Source organism: Martinezella lusitana (genome assembly GCF_014207095.1).
In the GTDB taxonomy this organism is placed as follows: Bacteria; Pseudomonadota; Alphaproteobacteria; order Rhizobiales; family Rhizobiaceae; genus Rhizobium; species Rhizobium lusitanum_B.
Map to the genome: position 1 here is coordinate 240,904 of NZ_JACHBG010000001.1, position 21,254 is coordinate 262,157.

General features: G+C 60.0%; 25 protein-coding genes. 10 read left to right on the top strand and 15 right to left on the bottom strand.

Features of this window, described 5'->3' with window-relative positions; genetic code table 11:
• Positions 1-13: 13 nt before the first annotated feature.
• Entirely contained in the window at positions 14-679 is a 666-nt protein-coding gene (locus GGD46_RS01155; RefSeq protein ID WP_184700986.1) for a YiiX/YebB-like N1pC/P60 family cysteine hydrolase, read from the bottom strand.
• Between the two features lie 342 nt (positions 680-1,021).
• Between GGD46_RS01155 and GGD46_RS01160 the strand changes: the two genes are divergently transcribed.
• The 4 genes from GGD46_RS01160 (at position 1,022) to GGD46_RS01175 (ending at position 4,381) form a co-directional block, all read left to right on the top strand.
• A complete protein-coding gene (locus tag GGD46_RS01160; protein ID WP_184700988.1) occupies positions 1,022-1,459 on the top strand; it encodes a GNAT family N-acetyltransferase in 438 nt (145 codons plus the stop codon).
• Positions 1,456-2,082: an FMN-dependent NADH-azoreductase gene (locus GGD46_RS01165; RefSeq protein WP_184700990.1), complete on the top strand. Its 627-nt coding sequence runs from the start codon at positions 1,456-1,458 to the stop codon at positions 2,080-2,082. The genes GGD46_RS01160 and GGD46_RS01165 overlap by 4 nt, the downstream gene beginning before the upstream one ends.
• 37 nt (positions 2,083-2,119) lie before the next feature.
• Positions 2,120-3,565 carry a PLP-dependent aminotransferase family protein gene (locus tag GGD46_RS01170; protein WP_184700992.1) on the top strand — a complete coding sequence of 482 codons (1,446 nt, stop codon included), beginning with the start codon at positions 2,120-2,122 and terminating at the stop codon, positions 3,563-3,565.
• 108 nt (positions 3,566-3,673) lie between these two features.
• Entirely contained in the window at positions 3,674-4,381 is a 708-nt protein-coding gene (locus tag GGD46_RS01175) for an NAD(P)-dependent oxidoreductase (RefSeq protein WP_184700994.1), read from the top strand.
• Between the two features lie 92 nt (positions 4,382-4,473).
• Here GGD46_RS01175 and GGD46_RS01180 read toward each other — a convergent pair whose 3' ends face one another.
• The 3 genes from GGD46_RS01180 to GGD46_RS01190 all read right to left on the bottom strand — a co-directional run bounded on the left by GGD46_RS01180 (position 4,474) and on the right by GGD46_RS01190 (position 5,492).
• Positions 4,474-4,695 carry a hypothetical protein gene (locus tag GGD46_RS01180; protein ID WP_184700996.1) on the bottom strand — a complete coding sequence of 74 codons (222 nt, stop codon included), beginning with the start codon at positions 4,693-4,695 and terminating at the stop codon, positions 4,474-4,476.
• A gap of 66 nt (positions 4,696-4,761) precedes the next feature.
• Positions 4,762-5,172: an SRPBCC domain-containing protein gene (locus GGD46_RS01185; protein WP_184700998.1), complete on the bottom strand. Its 411-nt coding sequence runs from the start codon at positions 5,170-5,172 to the stop codon at positions 4,762-4,764.
• Positions 5,169-5,492 carry a helix-turn-helix transcriptional regulator gene (locus GGD46_RS01190; RefSeq protein ID WP_184701000.1) on the bottom strand — a complete coding sequence of 108 codons (324 nt, stop codon included), beginning with the start codon at positions 5,490-5,492 and terminating at the stop codon, positions 5,169-5,171. The genes GGD46_RS01185 and GGD46_RS01190 overlap by 4 nt, the downstream gene beginning before the upstream one ends.
• A 222-nt stretch (positions 5,493-5,714) precedes the next feature.
• On the opposite strand from GGD46_RS01190, the gene GGD46_RS01195 reads away from it, so the two are divergent.
• Positions 5,715-6,023, top strand: a complete 309-nt coding sequence (locus tag GGD46_RS01195) for a Dabb family protein (protein WP_184701002.1) — start codon at positions 5,715-5,717, stop codon at positions 6,021-6,023.
• A 64-nt stretch (positions 6,024-6,087) separates the two neighbouring features.
• Here the strand turns inward: GGD46_RS01195 and GGD46_RS01200 are convergent, their stop codons facing one another.
• The 4 genes from GGD46_RS01200 to GGD46_RS34235 are packed head-to-tail and all read right to left on the bottom strand — an operon-like array spanning position 6,088 to position 8,795.
• Positions 6,088-6,990: a metal ABC transporter solute-binding protein, Zn/Mn family gene (locus GGD46_RS01200; RefSeq protein ID WP_184701003.1), complete on the bottom strand. Its 903-nt coding sequence runs from the start codon at positions 6,988-6,990 to the stop codon at positions 6,088-6,090.
• A 19-nt stretch (positions 6,991-7,009) separates the two neighbouring features.
• Positions 7,010-7,882, bottom strand: coding sequence for a metal ABC transporter permease (locus GGD46_RS01205; RefSeq protein ID WP_184701005.1), 873 nt, complete (start codon positions 7,880-7,882; stop codon positions 7,010-7,012).
• Complete coding sequence (locus GGD46_RS01210; RefSeq protein ID WP_184701007.1) at positions 7,879-8,670, bottom strand: metal ABC transporter ATP-binding protein; 792 nt, start codon at positions 8,668-8,670, stop codon at positions 7,879-7,881. The genes GGD46_RS01205 and GGD46_RS01210 overlap by 4 nt, the downstream gene beginning before the upstream one ends.
• Positions 8,667-8,795 carry a hypothetical protein gene (locus GGD46_RS34235; RefSeq protein WP_281414617.1) on the bottom strand — a complete coding sequence of 43 codons (129 nt, stop codon included), beginning with the start codon at positions 8,793-8,795 and terminating at the stop codon, positions 8,667-8,669. Before GGD46_RS34235 ends, GGD46_RS01210 begins: the two co-directional genes overlap by 4 nt.
• A 215-nt stretch (positions 8,796-9,010) precedes the next feature.
• Here GGD46_RS34235 and GGD46_RS01215 point away from each other — a divergent pair, with 215 nt between their 5' ends.
• Positions 9,011-9,388 carry a glyoxalase/bleomycin resistance/extradiol dioxygenase family protein gene (locus tag GGD46_RS01215; protein ID WP_184701009.1) on the top strand — a complete coding sequence of 126 codons (378 nt, stop codon included), beginning with the start codon at positions 9,011-9,013 and terminating at the stop codon, positions 9,386-9,388.
• A 78-nt stretch (positions 9,389-9,466) separates the two neighbouring features.
• On the opposite strand, the gene GGD46_RS01220 is transcribed toward GGD46_RS01215, so the two are convergent.
• Both GGD46_RS01220 and GGD46_RS01225 read right to left on the bottom strand, forming a co-directional pair.
• Complete coding sequence (locus GGD46_RS01220; protein ID WP_184701011.1) at positions 9,467-9,952, bottom strand: peroxiredoxin; 486 nt, start codon at positions 9,950-9,952, stop codon at positions 9,467-9,469.
• A gap of 84 nt (positions 9,953-10,036) precedes the next feature.
• Positions 10,037-10,876, bottom strand: a complete 840-nt coding sequence (locus GGD46_RS01225; protein ID WP_184701013.1) for a protein-disulfide reductase DsbD domain-containing protein — start codon at positions 10,874-10,876, stop codon at positions 10,037-10,039.
• A gap of 139 nt (positions 10,877-11,015) precedes the next feature.
• Here GGD46_RS01225 and GGD46_RS01230 point away from each other — a divergent pair, with 139 nt between their 5' ends.
• The 3 genes from GGD46_RS01230 to GGD46_RS01240 all read left to right on the top strand — a co-directional run bounded on the left by GGD46_RS01230 (position 11,016) and on the right by GGD46_RS01240 (position 13,102).
• A complete protein-coding gene (locus tag GGD46_RS01230) occupies positions 11,016-11,621 on the top strand; it encodes a YqgE/AlgH family protein (protein ID WP_184701015.1) in 606 nt (201 codons plus the stop codon).
• Between the two features lie 95 nt (positions 11,622-11,716).
• Entirely contained in the window at positions 11,717-11,908 is a 192-nt protein-coding gene (locus GGD46_RS01235; protein ID WP_184701017.1) for a CsbD family protein, read from the top strand.
• Positions 11,909-12,046: 138 nt separating this feature from the next.
• On the top strand, positions 12,047-13,102 hold the full coding sequence (locus GGD46_RS01240) for a putative zinc-binding metallopeptidase (protein ID WP_184701019.1): 1,056 nt from the start codon (positions 12,047-12,049) through the stop codon (positions 13,100-13,102).
• Between the two features lie 15 nt (positions 13,103-13,117).
• On the opposite strand, the gene GGD46_RS01245 is transcribed toward GGD46_RS01240, so the two are convergent.
• Genes GGD46_RS01245 through thrC form a run of 4 tightly spaced genes read right to left on the bottom strand, consistent with a single transcriptional unit; the run spans position 13,118 to position 19,408 of the window.
• The gene (locus tag GGD46_RS01245; protein ID WP_184701021.1) at positions 13,118-16,030 is read right to left on the bottom strand and encodes an EAL domain-containing protein; all 2,913 of its coding nucleotides are present in this window, start codon (positions 16,028-16,030) and stop codon (positions 13,118-13,120) included.
• Positions 16,027-16,641, bottom strand: coding sequence for a GNAT family N-acetyltransferase (locus GGD46_RS01250; protein WP_184701023.1), 615 nt, complete (start codon positions 16,639-16,641; stop codon positions 16,027-16,029). The genes GGD46_RS01245 and GGD46_RS01250 overlap by 4 nt, the downstream gene beginning before the upstream one ends.
• A gap of 50 nt (positions 16,642-16,691) precedes the next feature.
• Positions 16,692-17,990, bottom strand: coding sequence for a M16 family metallopeptidase (locus tag GGD46_RS01255; RefSeq protein ID WP_184701025.1), 1,299 nt, complete (start codon positions 17,988-17,990; stop codon positions 16,692-16,694).
• 20 nt (positions 17,991-18,010) lie between these two features.
• Positions 18,011-19,408 (bottom strand): threonine synthase, encoded by a 1,398-nt coding sequence (gene thrC, locus GGD46_RS01260; protein WP_184701027.1) that lies wholly within the window; start codon positions 19,406-19,408, stop codon positions 18,011-18,013.
• Between the two features lie 314 nt (positions 19,409-19,722).
• Between thrC and GGD46_RS01265 the strand changes: the two genes are divergently transcribed.
• Complete coding sequence (locus tag GGD46_RS01265) at positions 19,723-20,343, top strand: hypothetical protein (protein WP_184701029.1); 621 nt, start codon at positions 19,723-19,725, stop codon at positions 20,341-20,343.
• A 214-nt stretch (positions 20,344-20,557) separates the two neighbouring features.
• Here the strand turns inward: GGD46_RS01265 and GGD46_RS01270 are convergent, their stop codons facing one another.
• The gene (locus GGD46_RS01270) at positions 20,558-21,250 is read right to left on the bottom strand and encodes an HAD family hydrolase (RefSeq protein WP_184701031.1); all 693 of its coding nucleotides are present in this window, start codon (positions 21,248-21,250) and stop codon (positions 20,558-20,560) included.
• Positions 21,251-21,254: the final 4 nt, after the last annotated feature.

The window sequence follows — 21,254 nt, forward strand, 5'->3', positions numbered from 1 at the left end:
ATGCTCATAGCCATTAAAGCGGATAGTTCGAATAGATCATTTTGAGATTCGGATCATTGGCGATGCTGACCGGAGTGACGAGGTTCTGGTTGAGGATATATCGGTAGCACTGGTCGAAATCAAAACCGCGCTCCGTGCATTCGCTGTCGCGTTGCCACCGTGATTGAACCAGCTTTCGCACGAGCATGTTGTCGATATTCAGTTCCGATATCTTCTGCACTTTGCCGATCTCGATACCCACGGCCTTGTAGGCGAGATAGGGCAGTTCGCTGCAGTAAATCGCGTCGTTGTTGAAGGAGAAGAACAGGTCGTAGGGTTTACCGTAGAGCGTACGGGCATAGGACAGGAGCCGCTCTGCTATATCCGGTGTGAGGCGTTGATCGCGATAGATGGCCACCCGCTCCAGCAAACCGCGATTGACCCAGGCTTTTAGCGGCGTTTCCGTGACCTTCGCTGCCGCCTCGATGACGGTGATTGCGCCGTGATCGTTCTTGACGATGCCCATGTGTGAATAGGTCGAGCCGGTCGCAAATATGATCGCGCCTGATTGGTTACTGGTTGATGTTTGGAAAATCAGGTCACCATCTTTGAGTGGCGGATAGTCACCGCCAGCCGAGGCATAGAGCGTTCCCGTGACAATGCAGGCACATAAGAGTGCAATGGCTAAAAGCTTCTTCATGTCATCCCCGGAACCGATTGAAAGCCTTCATCAATGGATCTTTCGCAGCACTTCTTTCCGCTGAAAGATGGCGTCCGGAAGGCGGTCTGATGCAATACATGTCGACTGGCTGCAATCTGAGCTGGTGTCGTGAAGCGGCAGGTCAGTCCAAATAGGACTGCGGAGATAAGCCTTTGAGGAACGACGAGCTATGACAGGCGTCGGTGAGATCCTATGGCAGCGACAAGGCGGCGCGGCATCGAGTAAACTGGCCTTGGCCCACTCCATTTTTCGTATTTTGGTTCTGTTGACCGAGCCATGGAAGGCGTAGCTCTTGGCTGTTCCTAGTCAGCGAGAGCCAGCATGATCTACAGACATATTGAGAGCGCGGACGATATCGGGGCCAGCTTCCCTGTGATGCGCGAGTTGCGGCCACATATCGAAGACGCCAACTTTTATCGTGACCGTGTCCGGCGCCAGCAGCAGGATGGATATCGCCTACTCGGCGTTTGGCAGGATGGTGAATTGGCGGGGCTTGCCGGCTACCGCCATGTTGAAAACCTGATCTACGGTCGCTTCACCTATATTGACGACCTCGTGGTGCGCAAATCTTCCCAGCGCTCCAGGCTGGGCGAAGGCCTGATAGAGCAGGTTCGCACGTTGGCAAAGGCCGACGGCCGGACCATGCTCGTGCTCGACACCGGGCTCGCCAATTCGTTGGCGCAGCGCTTCTATTTCCGCAACGGCTTGCTCGCGCGCGGCCTGCATTTCGGCCAGCTTCTGGAGGGAGCGGGCGCATGAAGTCCGTCCTGCTTGTCAATGCAAGCCCGCAAGGGCCGGCGTCGCGCGCCTATGGCATGGCAAGGAAAGCGACGGACAATCTGCTCTCAACCGAGCCGGATATTCGCCTGGTCGAGCGCCATCTCTCAGCCAATAGTCCATCCCCGATCTCAGGAGCGTATGCGGATGCGATCGTTCAACGGGCAAGGAGGGAAACGCCGGCTTTCGTAGAGTCGGAAACTTTCATTCAGGACGTCATCGGCTGTGATTATCTGATCATCGCGACACCGATGCACAATTTTACCGTCCCGGCCTCGCTGAAGCTCTGGATCGATTATGTCTTGCGTGACGAGCGGACTTTCACGCGCCGGGATGGCTACAAGGTCGGCCTGCTAGCGGATCGCCCGGCGCTCGTCATTGTCGGTTCCGGCGGCATGCATAATGGCCCGCATGCCCGGCAACCCGACTATCTCTCACCCTATCTCACCCATGTGCTGACAACGATCGGCATCAGCAGCGTGGCGTTCATCTATCTGCAGGGTATGGCGAGGCAGGATGCGGCCGAACAGTCTCTTGTCAGCGCCGACCGGCAGCTTGCCGCCAATCCCGTCTTCGGGCTAGTCTCGGCCGTCGCGGGATCGTAAGAGGGGCGGCACCCCGATATGCAGGAATAGAGCCGTCATGGCCAAACAGGCACCTACGGATCACGCGAAAGACATCGCGCTTTCGCGTGATGACAGTCACCCGATCTACCTGCAGATCTGCGCCCGTTTCAAGACCGCAATCGCCGAAGGACGCCTGGTGCCGGGAGATCGGATGCCATCCGTGCGGGCGCTCGCAAGCGAACTCGGCCTGTCACGCGGAACGATCAATCTGGCCTATCAGATCCTTGCGGAAGAGGGCTATGTCGAGTTCCGAGGCGCCGCCGGCACATTCGTCGACATGCGACTGCGAACGCCGGAGACAGCCGCACCATCGCCCTCTGCCACAAGGCATGGCCTGATCGAGCAACCGCCGAATGCGCGGCCATTCCAGCTCGGACTTCCCGCTCTCGATGCCTTTCCTCGCAAGACCTGGAGCAGGTTGGTCAGCCGCTGTTCGCGGCAACTTGGTGCGGCGCAGCTCGGCTATCCCGAGCCGGCAGGCCTCATGGCGCTTCGAGAGCGCATCGCTGGCTATCTTGCGTTCTCGCGCGGCATCGCATGCCGGCCTGAGCAGGTGTTCGTAACGGCGGGCCATCGCGCCAGCCTCGAGCTGATCATGCGGTCTCTCTATCATCCGGGCGATGGCATTTGGTTCGAGGATCCAGGCTATCCGGTCGCTCGGGAATTCCTGCTGTCGATACACGCAAAACTTCATCCCGTGCCGGTCGATGCAGACGGGCTTGTCGTGGAGGAGGGCAGGCGGCTTGCGCCGGACGCCCGCTTCGCCATCGTCACGCCTGCCAACCAAAGTCCGCTCTGCGTGATGATGTCCAAGGAAAGGCGCAGCGAGCTGCTGAAATGGGCCGAGGAGGGACAACACTGGATCGTCGAGGACGATTACGATAGCGAATATCGATACAATCGCCGGCCTCCGTTGTCTCTCAAGGCCATGGATCGCGGCGAGCGGGTGTTGTTTACCGGATCGTTCAGCAAGGTTCTCTTTCCGGGGCTTCGGCTGGCCTATCTGGTCGTGCCTCCCGGGCAGATCGATGTCTTCGAGCGTGCCTGCCGACTGGTGAGCGCCGGCTGCCCCGAATTTCATCAGTCTGTCGTCGCCGATTTCATCGAACAGGGTTATTTCATCCGTCATCTCAAGAAGATGCGGTCCCTCTATGCCGAACGCCGACAGCTTCTGGTTGACATCATGCACGATGTCTTCGGCGATCGGGTTGCGGCAATTTCACCGGCCGCCGGCCTGCATCTGGTCGTGCAATTCCAGGGCTATCGCGCGCCCGCAAGTCGGATAGCGGCGTTGGCAAGGGCCGAGGGCTTCGGTCTGCAACCGCTCTCGCTCTGGTATATGGGGCCACAATCGATCGATGGCCTGCTGCTCGGCTTCACCAACATCACAACCAAAGCAATGGCCGCGACGCTCGCTGCACGATTGAGAGACATCTGCGTCGCAGCGGATCGTGAGGACTGAGTTCGATCTTGGCCTAGTCAAATCGGCAATTCTTGCATCTGTTTTGCGGGCCAAGGCCATGAGAAAAAGCCTGGACCGAGAATGATGCAAACTCCCAAGGAGCGTCGAATGTCCGCGACCATTTTCCTTGCCGGCGCGACCGGCGCGATCGGACGCAAGCTTGTTCCGATGCTGATCGAGGCAGGCTTTACCGTCCACGGTACCACCCGCAAGCCGGAACGGGCGGACAGCCTGCGAGCCGCCGGCGCGACGCCCGTGGTTGTGGATGTCTTCGACGCCAAAGCGCTCGGGGTAGCGCTGCAGCGGGCAAAGCCTGACATCGTTCTTCATCAGTTGACCGATCTGCCCTTCGGTCTCGATCCTGCGCTGATGGAGGAGGGGCGTGTTCGCAATGCTCGCATTCGCGAGGTGGGAACCAGAAATCTTGTCGATGCCGCCGTGGCCGCAGGGGCTAAGCGGATGATCTCGCAGAGTATCGCCTGGGCCTACCAGACCGGCATGGGCCCGATCACAGAGGAAACGCCGCTGCAGGAAAGCGCAACCGCGGTGCGGACGCTCGAGTCTCTCAGCCTCGTGACTTCAGGCATCGCCGGCACGGTATTGCGCAACGGTCTGCTCTATGGACCGGGCACCGGCTGCGATGCGCCGAATGGCGCGATAACCCTGCACGTGGATGATGCCGCGCGAGCGGTCTTGCTTGCGGTGCAGACCTCGGCGATCGGCGTTTTCAACATAGTCGATGACGGCGGCCTGGTCTCCAATGCCAAGGCAAAGTCGATATTGGGTTGGCATCCGCTCAAGAGGGGCGGCGAATAGTCAGTCACCGCCCCCGCAATTGCAGGAATGTGCGACGCCGTGCCTGCTAATTGAAGGCACGGCCGTCTGTTCGCAGCCTTTGGCCAACACCCCTAGTCAGCGACGCTGTGCGCACCTCGCCTTGCGGCGGTGTGGGGCAGGGCAAACATGTAGAGGCCGCTGAAAAGCAACAGGAAGAGCGGCGGCAGGGGTGAGTAAACCACCCAGGGCGGCGGCGTCCCGATCGCCATCGCAACGAAGTTGGCGACAACTGTCATCGTGAAGATGATGGAAAGCCAACGGTGGGCCTGCCGAATATAGGTGCTCCAGTTCATCTTGCCTCCTCCAAAGGCGAGCCGATCCGCTCTTGCTTCCTGTCGTTTCAATAGGTCGATCGAATGTCAGTCCGGGCGTGCCAGAACCTGATCCAGATTGTCGAAGAATTTCTGCCAGCCATATTGAGCGCCGACATAGGCCTGCTGCTGATCGGGCCGGAAGCCGGATTGCTCCATGCGCAGGCGCGTTCCGGTGCGTGTCGGCGTCAGCGTCCAGACGACGATACTCTCCAGGCCATAAGCATCCCATGTGTAGGAGAGGCTCTTGTTGGGCTCCACTTCCAGCACGCGGCAGTCGATCGAGCCCCATTCGGCACTGAGCTTGAAACGGTGATCCACGCTTGGCTTGAAGTCGTTCTTCATGAGCCATTCCTCGATCAGATGCGGCTGCGTCAGCGCGCGCCAGATCTTTTCCGGCGGAAAGGCGACGTCCCGCTCGACAACGACGGAGCGGATCTCGGTTGATGTATCGTTCATTGGTCCATCCTTTTCAGTAGATCTTCAAGGTCGTCGAACCGGCTCTCCCAGAATCTGGTCATCTCTTTCGTCCAGTCGGTCAGTGGTGCCAGTGCTGCAAGCTGCGCGCTGTAATGCGTTTGCCGGCCTTCGGGGCGGTCAAGCACAAGGCCCGCGCGCTTCAGCGCGGCAAGATGCTTCGAGACGACGGGCTGGGAGACGCCGGCCCGGGCCGTCAGCACCGCAACAGTCTTTTCCCCTTCACGACACAGCCTCTCGAAAATCGCCCGGCGCGTCGGATCGGCAAGCGTTCGGAACAGCAAGTCATGCGTGTTCGACATCTCAATTCATACCTCGTCAGCTATGAATTGACGTATAGCTGCCCGGCTATGAATACGTCAAGCCGGAATTTTCGAATCAAGGGAAACGCCGCCGGTCTTGCGGGAAGGGGAGACGTCTCTCGGCAATATTCGTTGCGGCTAAAATTGCGATGGTCGCGGTGCCGCGTCTTGCTCCGCTAGTCTTTCCATCTATGCTGGCCGCGACACTCAGGGGAGGTAGGCATGATCCTGCATTGCGTTTTTCTTCGGCTCAAATCCGCCATGACACAGGATGAGAAGAGGGCGCTCTTCGAATCGGTTGCAGCCTTGCAGAAGGTCATTCCCGGTATCGTCGAGGTCAAATACGGGCCGAACGTCTCGCCGGAAGGTCTGCATGGCGGCTTCGTCGATGGTTTTACCGTGACCTTCGAGAGCCCGGAAGCGCGGGATGCCTATCTCGTGCATCCCGATCACGTTGCCGTCGGCGAGCGGATCGTTTCCTCGATCGATGGCGGGCTCGCCGGCCTGATGGTCTTCGATCTCAATATCTAAACAGAGCAGGCCGCAGGCGAAACATACCTGCGGTCTGGTTTCGTTGATTTGCCCAGCTGGCTGCTTAGCTCGACTTGGCCATAGCGGCGGCGAGTTGGTCAACGTTATAACGGAACATTTTTTCGTAAGTCGGAGCCGGGCCATTGGCCTTGGAGAGGGACTCGACATAAAGCTCGCCGCCAGGCTCTGCGCCGGTTGCCTTGGCGACCTGCTTGACCAGGCGCGGATCGTTGGAGTTTTCGAAGAAATAGGCCTTCACATGCTCCGTCTTGATCTGCTCGATCAACTGGGCGACCTTGGCCGCTGACGCCTCTGTTTCCGTTGAAAAGCCGAGTGGAGCGAGGAAGTTCACCTTATATTCGCCACCGAAATAGCCGAAGGCGTCATGGCTCGTCAGCACCTTGCGGCGGTCGTCGGCTATCTTGTCGAACTTGCTGTGGGCATAGGCATCAAGCTCGGTCAGCACCTTGGTATAGCGCTCGGCATTGGCCTTGAAGTCGGCCGCATCGGCCGGATCTGCCGCGGAAAGCGCCTTCTCGATATTGGCGACCCAGACCTTCACGTTGACCGGGCTGTTCCACACATGCGGATCGGTGACCGTCTTGCCGTCATCGACCATCGTGCGGGTATTGATGCCTTCCGACGCGACGATAGGAGCCCCCTTATAGCCCGACGCAGTGATCAGCCGATCCATCCAGCCTTCAAGTCCTTCGCCGCTGACGAAGACGACCTTTGCCGCATTCAGCGTCTTGGCATCGGCAGGCGAGGGCTCGAATTCATGGGGATCGCCATTCGGGCCGACCAGGCTCGACACCTTCACATGGTCGCCGCCGACATGCTTGACGACATCGGCCAGGACGGTGAAGGACGCGACGACGTTCAACGTTTCCGCGGAAGCGGGCGCCGCGACGCCGAAGGCGACGAAGGCAGCCGCAGCCGCTGAGAGAAGCAGTCTCTGTTTATTCATGTGAGTCTCCTTGTTCGGATTAGCCCCGGAGATGGGGACGGGGGAAGAACCGCCGGGCAAGGCCCGACGGTGCGAAGAGGATGGAGAAGCCGTAGATCAGGCTTGCGGTGATGATGATGGTCGGCCCCGACGCGAATTCGAGGTGGTAGGAGGCGATGAGGCCGATATAGCCCGACACCGCCGCCGTTGCCGTCGCGATCGCCATCATCGCAGGCAGGCTGCGCGACCAGAGCTGCGCGACGGCAGCCGGCAGCATCATCAGCCCGACGGCCATCAGCGTGCCCAGCGCCTGGAAGCTGGCGACAAGGTTGAGCACAACGAGCAGCAGGAAAAGGAAATGATAGACAGGCCCGCGGCCGCCGACTGCACGCAGGAAGCCGGGATCGAAGCATTCCATGACAAGCGGCCGATAGATGATCGCAAGCGCCAGCAGTGTGACTGAGGTGATCGCACCGATCTGATAGAGGGCAGGGGCGTCGATCGCCAGAATGGTGCCGAAGAGCACATGCAGCAGGTCGATGTTGGAGCCGCGCAAGGAGACGATGAGGACGCCGAGCGCTAGCGAGGTCAGGTAGAAGCTGGCAAAGCTCGCATCTTCCTGCAGCACGGTCATGCGGCTGACGAGGCCGGAAAGGAGCGCCACCGAGAGACCCGCCACCAGCCCGCCAAGCCCCATGGCGGTCAGCGACAGCGAGCCGGCGATGAGATAGCCGATCGCAGCGCCGGGCAGCACGGCATGGCTCATGGCATCGCCCATCAGGCTCATGCGCCGGAGCATCAGGAACACGCCGATCGGGCCGGAACCGAGACCGAGGCACAGGCAAGCGATCAGCGCACGCCGCATGAAGCCATAATCCGCGAATGGCGCGAGGAAGATGTCGTAGATCGTCATTGAACCGGCTCCCGCCTTGCGTGGTCACCCGCCGCCGGTTCGTGCTCGTCCCCCTCCGGGAGGCAAGCTTCGGACTCGTCGTCCCAGCGCTCAGCCATGGCGCGCGCCTTGACGAGGTTGGCGGAACTCATGATGTCCTGCGTGCGCCCCCAGCCGACAAGCTCGCGGGCGATCAGCAACGTCTCGGGAAAATGAGCGCGCACCTGCTCGAAATCATGCAGAACGGCGATGACCGTGCGTCCTTCCTTGTTCCAGCGCAGAACGAGTTCGAGCAGATCGCGCGTCGTGCGCTGGTCGATGGCGGTGAAGGGTTCATCGAGCAGGATGACGCGCGCATCCTGCAACAACAGCCGGGCGAAGAGCACGCGCTGGAACTGCCCCGCCGAGAGCGAACCGATATGCCTGTTCTCGAAGCCGCAAAGCCCAACGATGCCGAGCGCCTCGCGTGCCCGCGCCGCATCCTCACGCGAAAAATGGCCGAATGCGCCGGCATTCTTCCAGGCACCAAGCATGACGGTATCGGCGACCGAAATCGGAAAGCGGCGGTTGATATCCGCCGCCTGCGGCAGATAGCCGAAATCGTTTCGCATCAAGGCTCCGCGGTCGATCCGTCCCTCTGCCGGGCGCAATTCGCCAATGATCGCCTTCAATAATGTCGATTTGCCCGCGCCGTTCGGCCCCGCAATCGCCGTCAGGCTGCCTGGGGCGAATCCGCCAGAGACATGATGCACGGCCGGATGACGCTCGTAGGTGACGGTCAGGTTTTCGAGGCGGATCAGATCACTCATGCCAGCGCCACTGCCCAGCCAATGGCTGCCCAGAGAACCGCAATGCCGACAGCCACATAGGCAAGACGCATCACGGCGGAGCGTCCAATCAGCGAGGGCGCGAATGGATCACGATCGAAAGGCATTCGGGGGCTTTCTTTTATGTAATAACATTACATGTTGTAGCCGATGAAATACGGCAAAAAAGAGGCAGGCGGTGCGTTGCCGTGAAATTGCGGTGAACAAGGCTGGAATATTTACCGCTGACATCGCCGGCACCTTCTCACCATGGTGCTCACGACAGTCCTATCTTCGCGCAATATCGAGCGATAAAGTTACGCGACGGGTAGGGGAGAATGTTATGAAGCTAAGGCTTGAATTGTTTGTTGCCGATGTGACGGCGTCGATTGAATTCTATCAACAGGCGCTGAGCTTCCAGGTGGTTGGCGAGACAAGCAAGCAATACACCATGCTCTCGAATGGCGAGGCTATCATCTCCGTCAACAAGCGAGAGGCCCTCGGACCTGATCATCCACTTCGAGCTGCGAATGGCGAACGACCAGGCCTCGGCGTCGAAATCGTGCTGAGCGTTGAGGATTTGGAAGCTGCCTATGGCGCCGCTAAAACTGGTGGCCATTCGGTATCCGAGCTTACCTTGCAGCCATGGGGCCTGCGCGATTTTCGCATAGTAGACCCGGATGGATATTACATCAGGGTGACGAGCAGGCATGAGGAATAGCGATCCCTTAGGGCGTGGGACCCATTGCAGTTGAGAGAGGCTGGCCGCAGAACGCCCAGCCTCTCTCAATGGTCGGAATTATAGCTGCTCGATCATCGCAGCCGCACCTGAAACCGTTGCCTGGCCCGGGCTTTCCTCGACGTTCAGCGACTTCACCACACCATCTTCCACCAGCATGGAGTAGCGCTTGGAGCGGACGCCGAGACCGCCGGCGGAGAGGTCGATATCGAGGCCGAGCGCCTTGGCGAAGGAGCCGTCCCAGTCGGCGAGGAAGTGGATTTTGCCCATGCCGCCGGACGATTGCGCCCAGGCGCCCATCACATGCCAGTCATTGACCGAGACGACGGCGATATCATCGACACCCTTGGCGAGAATGGCGTCGCGATTTTCCAGATAACCCGGCAGATGGTTGAGCGAACAGGTGGGCGTGAAGGCGCCGGGAACGGCGAAGAGCACAACGCGCTTGCCGGCAAAGAGCTGTCCGGTGCTGATTTCGACCGGGCCTTCCGCGGTCTTTTCCTTGAAGGTGGCGGCGGGCAGTTTGTCGCCGATTGCGATGGTCATCGTCTCTCTCCTTGGGGGCATGGTTTCGGGGGCGTGTGCTGCACCCGATCGGAACGGATTGTCGTGCGAAACTATAGATCCGGCCTATTCGAACGCAAGGGTGGTTTCGATGGCGCGGTCACCATCGACGACCAGAATGCCCCAGCTCTTGCCCTTGATATCGTAGTTCTTCGGCAGCTTGCCGATCGCTATATCGGTTGAATAGACGCCGCCTTCTCTTTTCGCATTCGCCTGCTGGAAGAACACGTAGCCGGCAGGACCGGTAACGTAGATATCAGGCGCATTGCCGGCCGTCTCCGGCAGAGCGAGGCGTAGCGAGAGGTTTTTTGCATCCGCCGAAAAGCTGTGGCTCTGAACGGCGAAATCGGAGGAGGGGCCCTGTGGCAGTAGCGCCTTTGCAGCATCCAGCAGAGCGAGCTCATGCGCCGTCGGCTTCTCCCCTGCCGAAAGCGGCAGCGAATAATCCGCCTGGAAGGGAATACAGATTTCCTTGCAGAGACCGATGAAGGCGGTCAGCTCCAGCTTCGTTGGCGGCTTTCCAGTAACGCGGAAATCGAGCGGCAGTGTCACCGGCGCGTCATAACCGATCTCATGTATGTTCCCGACGACGATCTGCTTCGGTACTGGATAGCTGGTTTTCTCCAGTGTCACGCCGCTTTCTGGCTTGGCGGTAACCTGTGGCGGAATTCCGCTCTGGCCCGGTTCGCGCCAATAGGTGATCCAGCCAGGCTGCGGTTCGATCTGCAGGGCGGCGCGGATATGTCCTTCGGCATCGGGAGGCAGCGCCACGAGGCGCATGCGGCCGCCGTCATTGTCGACCCAGTCGCTTGTTGCCGCATATCCGGCCGATCCGATGCAAGCGAGAGCAGCAAATGCGCCGGCAAATATTGCCGGCAGGCGGGTGAGGGTGGCTAATCCGGTCATGGACAGAGGATTTAGCGGATCGGGCGGCATGGAGCCAGCGTCGCTTAAAAAGAAATGATCATTTTCAGTTGATTGATTTATCACATTGCCCCATCTTGCTTTTTAGCGGTGCAGCTATGGACTGCGGTCAGGAGGCACGATGTCCCTATCGACGCTGAAGAACAAACGCGAAAGAGGTTTGCTCGACGGTCAGTTCCTGATCGCCATGCCAGGCATGGAGGACAGGAACTTCCACCGGACGGTCATTTACATTTGCGCTCATTCCGATGCCGGGGCCATGGGCTTCGTCATCAATCGGCCTCAGAAGCTGACATTTACGGATGTCCTTCTGCATTTGGATATGATCAAGGACGACGATGCCATCGTGCTGCCGGCGGATGCGCGGAATTTCCCGATCCAGACCGGAGGGCCGGTCGAAAGTGGCCGCGGCTTCGTCCTGCATTCCGACGACTATCTCAGCGACAGCAGCATTCCGGTCAGCGACGATATCAGCCTGACGGCGACGCTCGACATCGTGCGGGCCATCTCCAAGGGAAGCGGCCCGAAACGCGCCACGATGCTGCTGGGCTATGCCGGCTGGGGCGCAGGCCAGCTGGAGGCAGAGATCGGCAACAATGGCTGGCTGAATTGTCCGGCGAACGAAGAGCTCATCTTCGACCGCAGCCTCGACGATAAGTATGAGCGTGCCCTGGCCCTGATGGGCATCAATGCCGCAATGCTCTCGCCGCATGCTGGCCATAGCTGAGCCGATCTGCGTTATTTCGGAACGAAATGACGCCCTTGACGTTATCTTGACAGAGCAACGGCAATGCCGCCGTGCCAGCCAAGGAGGCGTCAGATATGAGCAGAACGACCGACAAGGTATCCGGCAAGGTGAATGAAATCGCCGGCAAGGCCAAACAGATGGCCGGCAAGGCGACCAACGACAAGGAAATGCGCGCCAAGGGCGCCGCCCAGGAAGCCAAGGGCAAGATGCAGACCGCCGTTGGCAAGGCCAAGGATAAGGTCAAGGGTGTAGTCGACCGGATGTAGTCGGCGGGTTGTATCAACCAATCCGGGCTCGCTGCTCCGTTAAATCGGCGTTGTAGCAGCGATGTTGGGAGGAAGGGCCTGTTACGGAAGCGTGGCAGGCTCTTCAATTTGGGCCCACCTATCGTTGTTGAGGGGAGCATGCGGCTTTTTACCTGCGATCATTGTGGCCAGCCGGTCCATTTCGATAACAGGCAATGCATCCGCTGCGGCCATCAGCTCGGCTTTGTGCCGGATCGTCTCGCGATCTATGCGCTGGAGGCCGACGAAGCTCCGAACTGGCATCTGGTCTCGGAGCCCACGCGCCAAGTCCGCTTCTGCGCGAACGCGGAGCTCGATATCTGCAACTGGCTTGTCGATATGAATGATCCGCAAGCCTATTGCGTCGCCTGCCGTCACAATCGTCTCGTGCCGAACACGCATACGCAACAGGGCGTCGATCGCTGGCGGCGTATCGGGCAGGCGCAAAGGCATCTCTTCTATTCGCTACTGCGCTTGGCGCTGCCGCATCCCGACCGGACAGAGGATCCACAGGGCGGCCTGGTGTTCGATTTTCTTGAGGATGAGGTGCAGGGTGGCGCGGTCGTTCCGGCCATGACAGGCCACGAGGAAGGGCTGATCGCCATTCGCGCCGCCGAGGCCGATGACGCAACACGCGAACAGGCGCGCAGCTTGATGAACGAGCCCTATCGTACCTTGCTCGGCCATTTCCGCCACGAGACCGGTCATTTTATCTGGAACAAGCTTGTTCGCGACCGCGACGGTTTCGAGGCCTTCCGCGCCGTCTTCGGCGACGAGCGTGCCGATTACGGAGCCGCACTTCAATCCCACTACGACAACGGCCCGCCGGCAAACTGGCAGGAGTGTTTTATCAGCGCCTATGCGAGCTCTCACCCGTGGGAGGATTTTGCCGAGTGCTTCGCGCATTATCTGCATATCGTCGATACGCTGGAAACGGCGCGCTCCTTCGGCCTGGCGATCGACCCGCTTCGCTATCACGACATGGCCGCTGAGGTGGATTTCAATTCCTACAAGGCTGAGAGCGCTGAACAGCTCGTCAGCGCCTGGATCCCTCTAAGCGTAGCGATCAATTCCATCCAGCGCAGCATGGGGCAGCCCGATTCCTATCCCTTCGTCCTCTCACAACAGGTGGTCGCAAAGCTGGACTATATAAGGGAGCTGATCGATGGCGCCTGACCGGCGCTGCCGTTACTAAGCGCGCTTCGTCAGCGGAAAGCGTTCCTTCAACAGGCGGACGACCGAATCCGAACCCATTGGCGGCCCGAAGATGAAGCTCTGGCCGTAGGTGCAGCCGATCTTGGCGAGTTCCAGCGCATCCTCTTCCGATTCGATACCCTCCGCGACGACGCGCATGTTGAGCTCGCGCGCCATCGAGATGACCGAGCGGAGCAGAACGGCCTTCTTGTCGCTCTCGTCGCGCACCATCGCCTTGTCGAGCTTGATCGTGTCGAAGGGGAAGCGGGTGAGATAGGCTAGCGAGGAATAGCCCGTACCGAAGTCGTCGAGTGCCAGACCGATGCCGGCATCGCGCAGCTTGTCGAGGACGAGGCGGGCCTGCTCCGGATTTTCCATCACCTGCGATTCCGTCAGCTCCAGCTTGATCCGGTGCGGATCGCAGTGGGTCTTGGCGAGCAGGGCGCGGATATCGTCGTAAAGCTCGTTGTTGAGCAGCTGCACGCTGGAAAGGTTGATGGAGACGAACAGCGGCAGGTCGCCGGTCTGTCGTTGCCATGCCTTCAGGTCGTTCGTTGCCTGCTCGAGCGCAAACATGCCGAGCGGGCCGATGATGTCGGAAGCTTCGGCAATCGGGATGAACTCCGACGGCGGGATATTGCCGCGCTTCGGATGCTCCCAGCGCATCAGCGCTTCGAAACCTGCGACTTCCGCATCTTCCAGCCGAACGATGGGCTGATAGACGAGCGAAAGCTCCTTGCGCTCTACCGCCCGGCGCAGGTCGGTTTCGAGCTGCAGCCGATCGGTTCCAAAGCTGCGGAACGCAGGCTGGAAAGGCTCTACGCGATTGCCGCCGGCGCGCTTGGCGCGATACATGGCAAGTTCGGCGTCGCTGAGCATGCCGGCTGCATTTTCCTGCTGGTCGACCCAGGACGTCAGGCCGACCGATGCCGTCAGAATGATCTCGCGGTTGGCGAAATTGATCGGCACCATGATCGCCTTGCTGATCGCATCGGCAAAGTCTGCGACCTTGGCGGGATCGCGTTCGGAAACGAGGATGAGGCCGAACTGGTCGCCGGAAAGGCGCGCCAGCGTATCCTGCGGCTTCATCAGGCGGCGGAGACGCCGGGTCAGCGCGATCAGAATATTATCGCCCGCAGCAAAGCCAAGCGTGTCGTTGACGAGCTTATAGCGGTCGATGTCGATCACCATGACTGTCGGACGCAGCTGATTGCCATCCGAGGCGAGCGTCAGGACGGACTGCAGGCGGTCGAGGAAGACCTGACGGTTCGGCAATCCGGTGAGATTGTCATGCACTGCGTCATGCAGCAGCCGCTCGATCGAATTCTTCTGCTCGGTGATATCGACGATGGTGCCGACGCAGCGAATGATTTCGCCATTAGAGCCGAGCACCGGCCGGGCGCGGATCGATAGCCAATGGAAGTGTCCATCCTCCGCGCGAATGCGGAACTCGTGGTTCAGCCGGCCGCGCCGATGTTCCAGCAGCACGTCGAGCGTCGCACGAAAGCGGTCGCGATCGTCGGGATGCAGTCGCGGCAGCCAGTTGCGGGCCGCGCCGTGCATGCTGCCGGGCGAAAGGCCGAGCTTCATCGAGATGTCTGGTGTCGTGACCACGCGGTCGCGCGCCACGTCCCAGTCCCAGACGGTATCGCCGGAACCGGTGAGCGCAAGGGACTGCCGCTCCAGATCCGAGAACAGACCCTGCTGGAAGGCACCGCCGGCAAAGGCATGCTGCATGACGGTGAAGCCGATCAGCAGGACGATGAGCACGAGGCCGCCGCCGAGTGCCGGCTGGATGATGTCGTTGTCGAGCTTGCCCATGACAGTCATCCAGGCCCCGAACAGCCAGACGAGGATCAGCGCCCAGGCTGGTACGAGCAGGATGGCGCGGTCATAACGGCTGAAGCCGAGATAAATGATCAGCAGCAGGCCGGCCGTTGCCGTCAGCGCCAGCGACAGCCGCGCAATGCCGGCCGCAATAGACGGATCGTAGATCGCGACACCGAAGAGCAGGGCAAGGCCAAGCACCCAGGCGAGCGTCACATAGCCGAGATGTGCGTGCCAGCGATTGAGATTGAGATAGGTGAAGAGGAAGATCACCAAACTCGACGCGAGCGCCACCTCGGCACAGGCACGCCATATTCGCTGGTCGCTGGAGGTGATGCTGATGAGCTTGCCGAGGAAGCCGAAGTCCACGCAGATATAGCCGAGCACCGCCCAGGCGAGTGCCGCCGTCGCCGGCAGCATCGATGTGCCCTTGACCACGAAAAGAATGGTCAGGAACACTGCCAGCAGACCGGCAATGCCAAGCACGATGCCGCGATAGAGCGTAAAGGCGTTGACCGTATCCTTGTAGGCGTTGGGTTCCCACAGATAGAGCTGCGGCAAATTGGGAGATGAAAGTTCGGCAACGAAGGTAACGACCGCGCCGGGGTTCAGCGTAATGCGGAAAACGTCCGCTTCGTCGCTTGGCTGCCGGTCGAGTGCAAAGCCTTCGCTGGGCGTGATCGCCACGATGCGTTGCGAGCCCAGATCGGGCCAGAAGACCTTCGAATTCACCAGACGGAAATGCGGAGCGACGATGACGCGCTCAAGCTGTTCTTCCGAGACGTTGGCGAGCGCGAAAACCGCCCAGTCGCCCTGATGGTTTGGCGAGGAGGAACGAACCTCGATGCGCCGCCTGATGCCGTCCGTGCCGGCGGCCGTCGAAACCTGAAAGGCCTCGCCCTGGTTGGTGTAGATCTCGGTGGTTGCCGTCAGGTCGAGCGCGGTGTCGTCGCGCGAGATTTTCACGGGCTCGGCCGCGTGCGCCACTCCGGCGACCAGCAGCAACATGGTGACTGCAAGCGCTGCGATAACAGCGCATAGCCGCCCGGCCATCGGCCTCGTCTGCATCATTCCGGCGATCATCGCTGGTCGTAGCTTCGATTCGGGTTGGCATCGGCTGCCAGCCTTGAGAACATCACATGGTCGCGCCACTGACCGTTGATTTTGAGATAACCGCGCAAATGACCTTCCCGTTGGAAACCGGCTTTTTCCAAAAGCCGCATGCTACGCTCGTTGTCCGGAATACAGGCTGCTTCAATACGGTGCAACTCAAGACCGGAAAAGATATAGGGTATAACCAACCGAAGTGCGGCGAACATGTGGCCCTGACCGGAATAGCGCTCGCCCATCCAATATCCGATCATGCAGCTCTGCGCAGCACCGCGGCGAATATAGCCGATCGTGATGCCTCCAACCAGCGTCATGTTTTCCTTGAGAAAGATGAACAGCGGGATGGCCTGACCGGAATTATACTCCTGCTTGCCCCTGATGATGCGCGCCCTGTAGGCGCCCTCCGTCAGTTCGTCATGCCGCCATGTCGGCTCCCAGGGCTCCAGAAAACGCCTGCTTTCGGCCCTGAGCCTATGCCATTGATTGAAGTCGGAGTAGCGCGGCAGGCGCAGCAAATAAGTATCGTCTTCGAGTTCAACCGCGTCCGGATGACGTGAGAGAAACCGAAAGACAGATTTTTGCATGCCGCCAAGCACTCCCCCGAGAATTGAACCCATCGGCTTGCGGCGTGCCCTTAGCCGCTAGCGCTTTTCGAGGCAGGCGCCGGCGAAGACAGCGACGTCACGATGTCTTCCATCGGCGCAAGCTGCTCCAGCGGCCCGATCGCCGAAAGCGTCGGTACTGTATCGAAGAACAGCCGGCCTGCAAGATCCGTGAGGCGATCAATGGTAATGCCCTGCAGACGCTCAAGCATTTCCTGATTGGGGATCGGGCGGCCGTAGAGCATCATCTGTCGGGCAACCTGTCCGGCGCGGGCGGCAGGGCTTTCCTGACCCATCAGAAGCTGGGCGCGAATCTGGGCGCGGGCGCGCTCGATTTCCTGCTGCTGAATGTCGTGTGACGACTTGCGCAGCTCGTTGACGATGACGGGCAGAAGTTCCGGCAGGTTCTCGCCGCCGGTCGCGGCATGGATGCCGAAGATGCCGGTATCTGAGAAACCCCAATGGAAGGCATAGACCGAATAGCAAAGGCCGCGGAATTCGCGCACTTCCTGGAAGAGGCGCGAGGACATGCCGCCGCCGAGAATATTGGCGAGGATCTGCGAACAGTAGAAGTCGCGCGTATGATAGGCGCGTCCTTCGAAGCCGAGCAGGATCTGCGCGTCCATCAGATCGCGCGTTTCGCGAATATTGCCGCCGATATAGCGGGCAGGCTCGATAACGGGCGGAGCGGACGGTTTGGTCGGCAGGCTGGAGAAGCGCTCCTCGACCTGTCGCACGAAGCTTTCATGATCGACCGCGCCGGCTGCGACGACGAACATGCGGTCGGTCGTATAGTTGCGATCCAGGTAATGACGAATCTGTGCCGGCGAGAAGGAAACGACGGTTTCGGGCGTGCCGAGAATGGCCCGCCCCAGCGTCTGGCCGCGATAGGCGACCTCGGAAAACTTGTCGAAGACCACGTCGTCGGGCGTGTCGTTCGCCGCATTGATTTCCTGCAGGATGACCTGTTTTTCGCGCGCCAGCTCTTCTTCGTCGAAGGCGGATTCTGTCAGGATGTCGGCAAGGATGTCGACCGCGAGCGGCACATGATCCTTGAGAACTCGTGCATAGTAGGAGGTGGTTTCGGTGGATGTGGCGGCATTGACTTCGCCGCCGACATTTTCGATTTCCTCGGCGATCTGGCGGGCGCTGCGCCGCGCCGTGCCCTTGAACGCCATATGCTCGAGCAGATGGGCGATCCCGTGTTCTGCCTCGGTCTCATTACGCGAGCCCGATTTGATCCAAACGCCGAGCGCCACGCTTTCGAGGTGTGGCATCGATTGGGTCGCTACTGTCAGCCCGGACGCGAGCCGGGTGCACTCCACTGTCATCGCTTGTCTTTCCGCGTCTGTTATTCGCCGGCCCGGGTGTGCTTGCCGATAAAGCTCTCAACGGCCTTAAGCTCCGGATCGAGAACCTCGAAACGCTCCTCCCTGGTCATCAGACCAGCAAGCCACGTCGGAAGCGCTGGGTCAATACCGGATGCGGATTTTACTGCTGCGGGGAATTTCGCTGGATGGGCAGTGGCAAGCGTCACCATCGGGCTCGTCGGACGCTCGTTCTTTTCCGCGACGAAGACGCCGATTGCCGTATGGGGATCGAGCAGATAGCCGGTATCGGCGAGGGTCTTGCGGATGGTTTCGGCCACCTGCTTCTCGCTGGCGCGGCCGGCCCGGAAATCTTTCTTGATGAACTTCAGGGCCTCTTCGCTGATCGAAAAGCCGTTGGACTGTTTCAGGCTTTCCATGGCGGCCCGCACCTTGGAGGCATCGCGTCCGTTGGCTTCGAACAGCAACCGCTCGAAGTTGGAGGAAATCTGGATATCCATCGAGGGCGATGTCGTTGCCTTGACTTCGCGCATTTCATAGCGGCCGGTCTTCAGCATGCGCGCAAGGATATCGTTTTCGTTGGTAGCGATGATCAGCCGCTCGATCGGCAGGCCCATGCGCTTGGCAACGTAGCCGGCAAAGATATCTCCGAAATTGCCCGTCGGCACCGTGAAGGAAATTTTCCGATCCGGGCCGCCGAGGGCAACCGCCGTCGTGAAATAATAGACCACCTGCGCCATAATTCGCGCCCAGTTGATCGAGTTGACACCGGAGAGCCTGACCTTGTTGCGGAAGGCCTCATCGTTGAACATGGCTTTGACGAGGTTCTGGCAATCGTCGAAGTTGCCCTTCACTGCAAGCGCATGGACGTTGGCCTCGGTCGAGGTGGTCATCTGCCGCTGCTGTACCGGCGAAACCTTGCCGTGCGGGAAGAGAATGAAGACATCGGTCCGTTCGCGCCCGGCAAATGCATCGATTGCGGCGCCGCCGGTGTCTCCCGATGTCGCGCCGACGATGGTCGCCCGCTGGCTGCGCTTCTCAAGCGCATAGTCCATCAGGCGTGCCAGCAACTGCATGGCGACATCCTTGAAGGCGAGCGTCGTGCCGTGGAAGAGCTCCATGACGAAGCTGTTCGGGCCAGTCTGGACAAGCGGCGTCACGGCCGGATGCCGGAAGGTGGCGTAGGCGTCGTCGATCATGCCGCGGAATACGTCGGCGGGGATCTCGCCATTGGTGAAGGGCGAAAGCACTGCAAAAGCGATGTCCTGATAGCTCTTGCCGCGGAAAGCCCGGATTTCTTTTTTCGTCAGGGTCGGCCATTCACGGGGAACATAGAGCCCGCCGTCACGGGCAAGGCCAGCCAGGAGAGCGTCGCAGAAGCCAAGGGCAGGGGCTTCTCCCCGCGTTGAAATATAGTCCACGGTCTAGGATTCCTTTGGTCGCAAAATTGCCTGAGTGATCGGTTGAGAGAGTAGAGGAACGAAACGGTGCCGGCCTGTCTTTTTGCGCCGGATCAGCCCCGTGGTTTTCGCGTTTGCACAAGACGTGTGGGATTGGCGCCCGTTGGCGGCGGTTTATGCCGATCTGTCGATCTCGAAAAGTGAGCCAAAACGGTGTCTACCCAATCGATTTTTCACTGCGCCGCTGGTATAGACCATCGCCAAGTGTCATAAAAGTCCCGTTTGGCGGGCTGCAGGCCGATAATTATGAAATATATGGAGAGGGTGGAATTATAGTGTTTGGCAAGGTTTCGCGTCGTCTTTTCTCCGCTTCGCTTCTGGCATTGCTGACCGGTTGCAGTACCCTCGGCATCGGCGGCAGCAGTGATAAACAGCCTGCAACCGATGTTACCGTCGCGCCGCAGGCGGGCGCTGCGAGTGCTGCCCCCACAAGCGCTGGCGGCTATGTCGTCGGCAAGTGCCCTCAGGCCGTCATTCGCGATGAGGACTCCGTTTACAAGGTATACGCCAAGGGCGCCAAGGACGATGCAAGCAAGCTGGCCTATCAGGCCTCGCTCGCACAGGCCACGCGCCAATGCAGCTCCGACGGCACCAGCCTCGGCATTCAGGTTGTCGCACAGGGGCGTCTGGTCGCCGGTCCAATGGGTAGCTCCGGCAAGGTGACACTGCCGATCAACGTCGCCGTCATGGACAATGATAAGGCGCTTTATAAAAAGACCATTAACTTCGTCGCGGAGATCCCGCCGGGCGAAAGTACGGCGCAGTTCCTGTTCACGAACAACGATATCCAGGTCGCCGGCGGTTCCGGCGGCTTCACGATCGTTCAGATCGGTTTCGATCAAGGTCCGCAGAAGCCCGTAAAGGGTGACAGGCCGGTGCGTAAAAAGCGCCACTAAGGCATTCGATCGCGGCGCCGGCCTGGCGCTGCGAGACCACTGCGATTTGAAAAGAAAAGGCCCGCCGATCGATCGGCGGGCCTTTTCTTTCATCGGTAATCTCGGCTGTCTTAAAGCATGTCGCGCCAAAGCGTGCAGCGGTTTTGCCATAACGACATGCGTAAAATCAAAGAGCTAAAGCCCGTGAAGCGAATCTGGAAGATCGCGACGCGCTTTAGAGTACGCCTTCCCATTCAGCGAGTGCCATGACCACGCTCGGCAGGTCGGCCATGCGGCTGATGACGGTTTCGGCGCCTGCGTCCGTCAGGCGGTCGGCGTGCGAGGGGTAGGTATGCGATGCGCCGGTGAAGCCGATGACGCGCATCCCGGCGGCGCGCGCCGCCTGGACGCCGTGGATCGAATCTTCAACGACGATCGTGCTGGCGGGGCTGACATTCATCTGCTTGGCGCCATGCAGGAAAATATCCGGCTTGGGCTTCACCCGGTCGGCGCCGAGGTCCTTGGCGGAATAGATGTTTGGCGCAAACAGCTTAATGTAGCCGACCTTGGTAAGCATCATCTCAAGGCGAGCAGCGCTGGAATTCGAGCAGATGCAACGCGGCATCGGCAGGCGCGACAGCGCAAGCGGTACGCCCTGAATAGCCTGGACATCATTGGCGAGCCGCAGGTCCAGCAGCTTTTCCGATTTGTCGAGCAGGGACGCCGAAAGCGGAATGCTGGCTTCGCGCTCGACTTCGAAGAGAATGTTCTGCCAGGTCATGCCGGCGAAGCGCTCGCCCATTTCCTCGACGCTGATCGGATAGCCTGCATCGGTCAGCAGTTTCGATTCGACTTCCGCCGCGATGATTTCCGAATCGACCAGAACGCCGTCGCAGTCGAAGATGATGAGGTCGAAACCATTGCTCATGAAA

Coding starts and splice junctions, on each gene's coding strand:
- GGD46_RS01155 (WP_184700986.1), bottom strand. CDS start 679: ATGAAGAAGCTTTTAGCCATTGCACTCTTATGTGCCTGCATTGTCACG.
- GGD46_RS01160 (WP_184700988.1), top strand. CDS start 1,022: ATGATCTACAGACATATTGAGAGCGCGGACGATATCGGGGCCAGCTTC.
- GGD46_RS01165 (WP_184700990.1), top strand. CDS start 1,456: ATGAAGTCCGTCCTGCTTGTCAATGCAAGCCCGCAAGGGCCGGCGTCG.
- GGD46_RS01170 (WP_184700992.1), top strand. CDS start 2,120: ATGGCCAAACAGGCACCTACGGATCACGCGAAAGACATCGCGCTTTCG.
- GGD46_RS01175 (WP_184700994.1), top strand. CDS start 3,674: ATGTCCGCGACCATTTTCCTTGCCGGCGCGACCGGCGCGATCGGACGC.
- GGD46_RS01180 (WP_184700996.1), bottom strand. CDS start 4,695: ATGAACTGGAGCACCTATATTCGGCAGGCCCACCGTTGGCTTTCCATC.
- GGD46_RS01185 (WP_184700998.1), bottom strand. CDS start 5,172: ATGAACGATACATCAACCGAGATCCGCTCCGTCGTTGTCGAGCGGGAC.
- GGD46_RS01190 (WP_184701000.1), bottom strand. CDS start 5,492: ATGTCGAACACGCATGACTTGCTGTTCCGAACGCTTGCCGATCCGACG.
- GGD46_RS01195 (WP_184701002.1), top strand. CDS start 5,715: ATGATCCTGCATTGCGTTTTTCTTCGGCTCAAATCCGCCATGACACAG.
- GGD46_RS01200 (WP_184701003.1), bottom strand. CDS start 6,990: ATGAATAAACAGAGACTGCTTCTCTCAGCGGCTGCGGCTGCCTTCGTC.
- GGD46_RS01205 (WP_184701005.1), bottom strand. CDS start 7,882: ATGACGATCTACGACATCTTCCTCGCGCCATTCGCGGATTATGGCTTC.
- GGD46_RS01210 (WP_184701007.1), bottom strand. CDS start 8,670: ATGAGTGATCTGATCCGCCTCGAAAACCTGACCGTCACCTACGAGCGT.
- GGD46_RS34235 (WP_281414617.1), bottom strand. CDS start 8,795: ATGCCTTTCGATCGTGATCCATTCGCGCCCTCGCTGATTGGACGCTCC.
- GGD46_RS01215 (WP_184701009.1), top strand. CDS start 9,011: ATGAAGCTAAGGCTTGAATTGTTTGTTGCCGATGTGACGGCGTCGATT.
- GGD46_RS01220 (WP_184701011.1), bottom strand. CDS start 9,952: ATGACCATCGCAATCGGCGACAAACTGCCCGCCGCCACCTTCAAGGAA.
- GGD46_RS01225 (WP_184701013.1), bottom strand. CDS start 10,876: ATGACCGGATTAGCCACCCTCACCCGCCTGCCGGCAATATTTGCCGGC.
- GGD46_RS01230 (WP_184701015.1), top strand. CDS start 11,016: ATGTCCCTATCGACGCTGAAGAACAAACGCGAAAGAGGTTTGCTCGAC.
- GGD46_RS01235 (WP_184701017.1), top strand. CDS start 11,717: ATGAGCAGAACGACCGACAAGGTATCCGGCAAGGTGAATGAAATCGCC.
- GGD46_RS01240 (WP_184701019.1), top strand. CDS start 12,047: ATGCGGCTTTTTACCTGCGATCATTGTGGCCAGCCGGTCCATTTCGAT.
- GGD46_RS01245 (WP_184701021.1), bottom strand. CDS start 16,030: ATGATCGCCGGAATGATGCAGACGAGGCCGATGGCCGGGCGGCTATGC.
- GGD46_RS01250 (WP_184701023.1), bottom strand. CDS start 16,641: ATGCAAAAATCTGTCTTTCGGTTTCTCTCACGTCATCCGGACGCGGTT.
- GGD46_RS01255 (WP_184701025.1), bottom strand. CDS start 17,990: ATGACAGTGGAGTGCACCCGGCTCGCGTCCGGGCTGACAGTAGCGACC.
- GGD46_RS01270 (WP_184701031.1), bottom strand. CDS start 21,250: ATGAGCAATGGTTTCGACCTCATCATCTTCGACTGCGACGGCGTTCTG.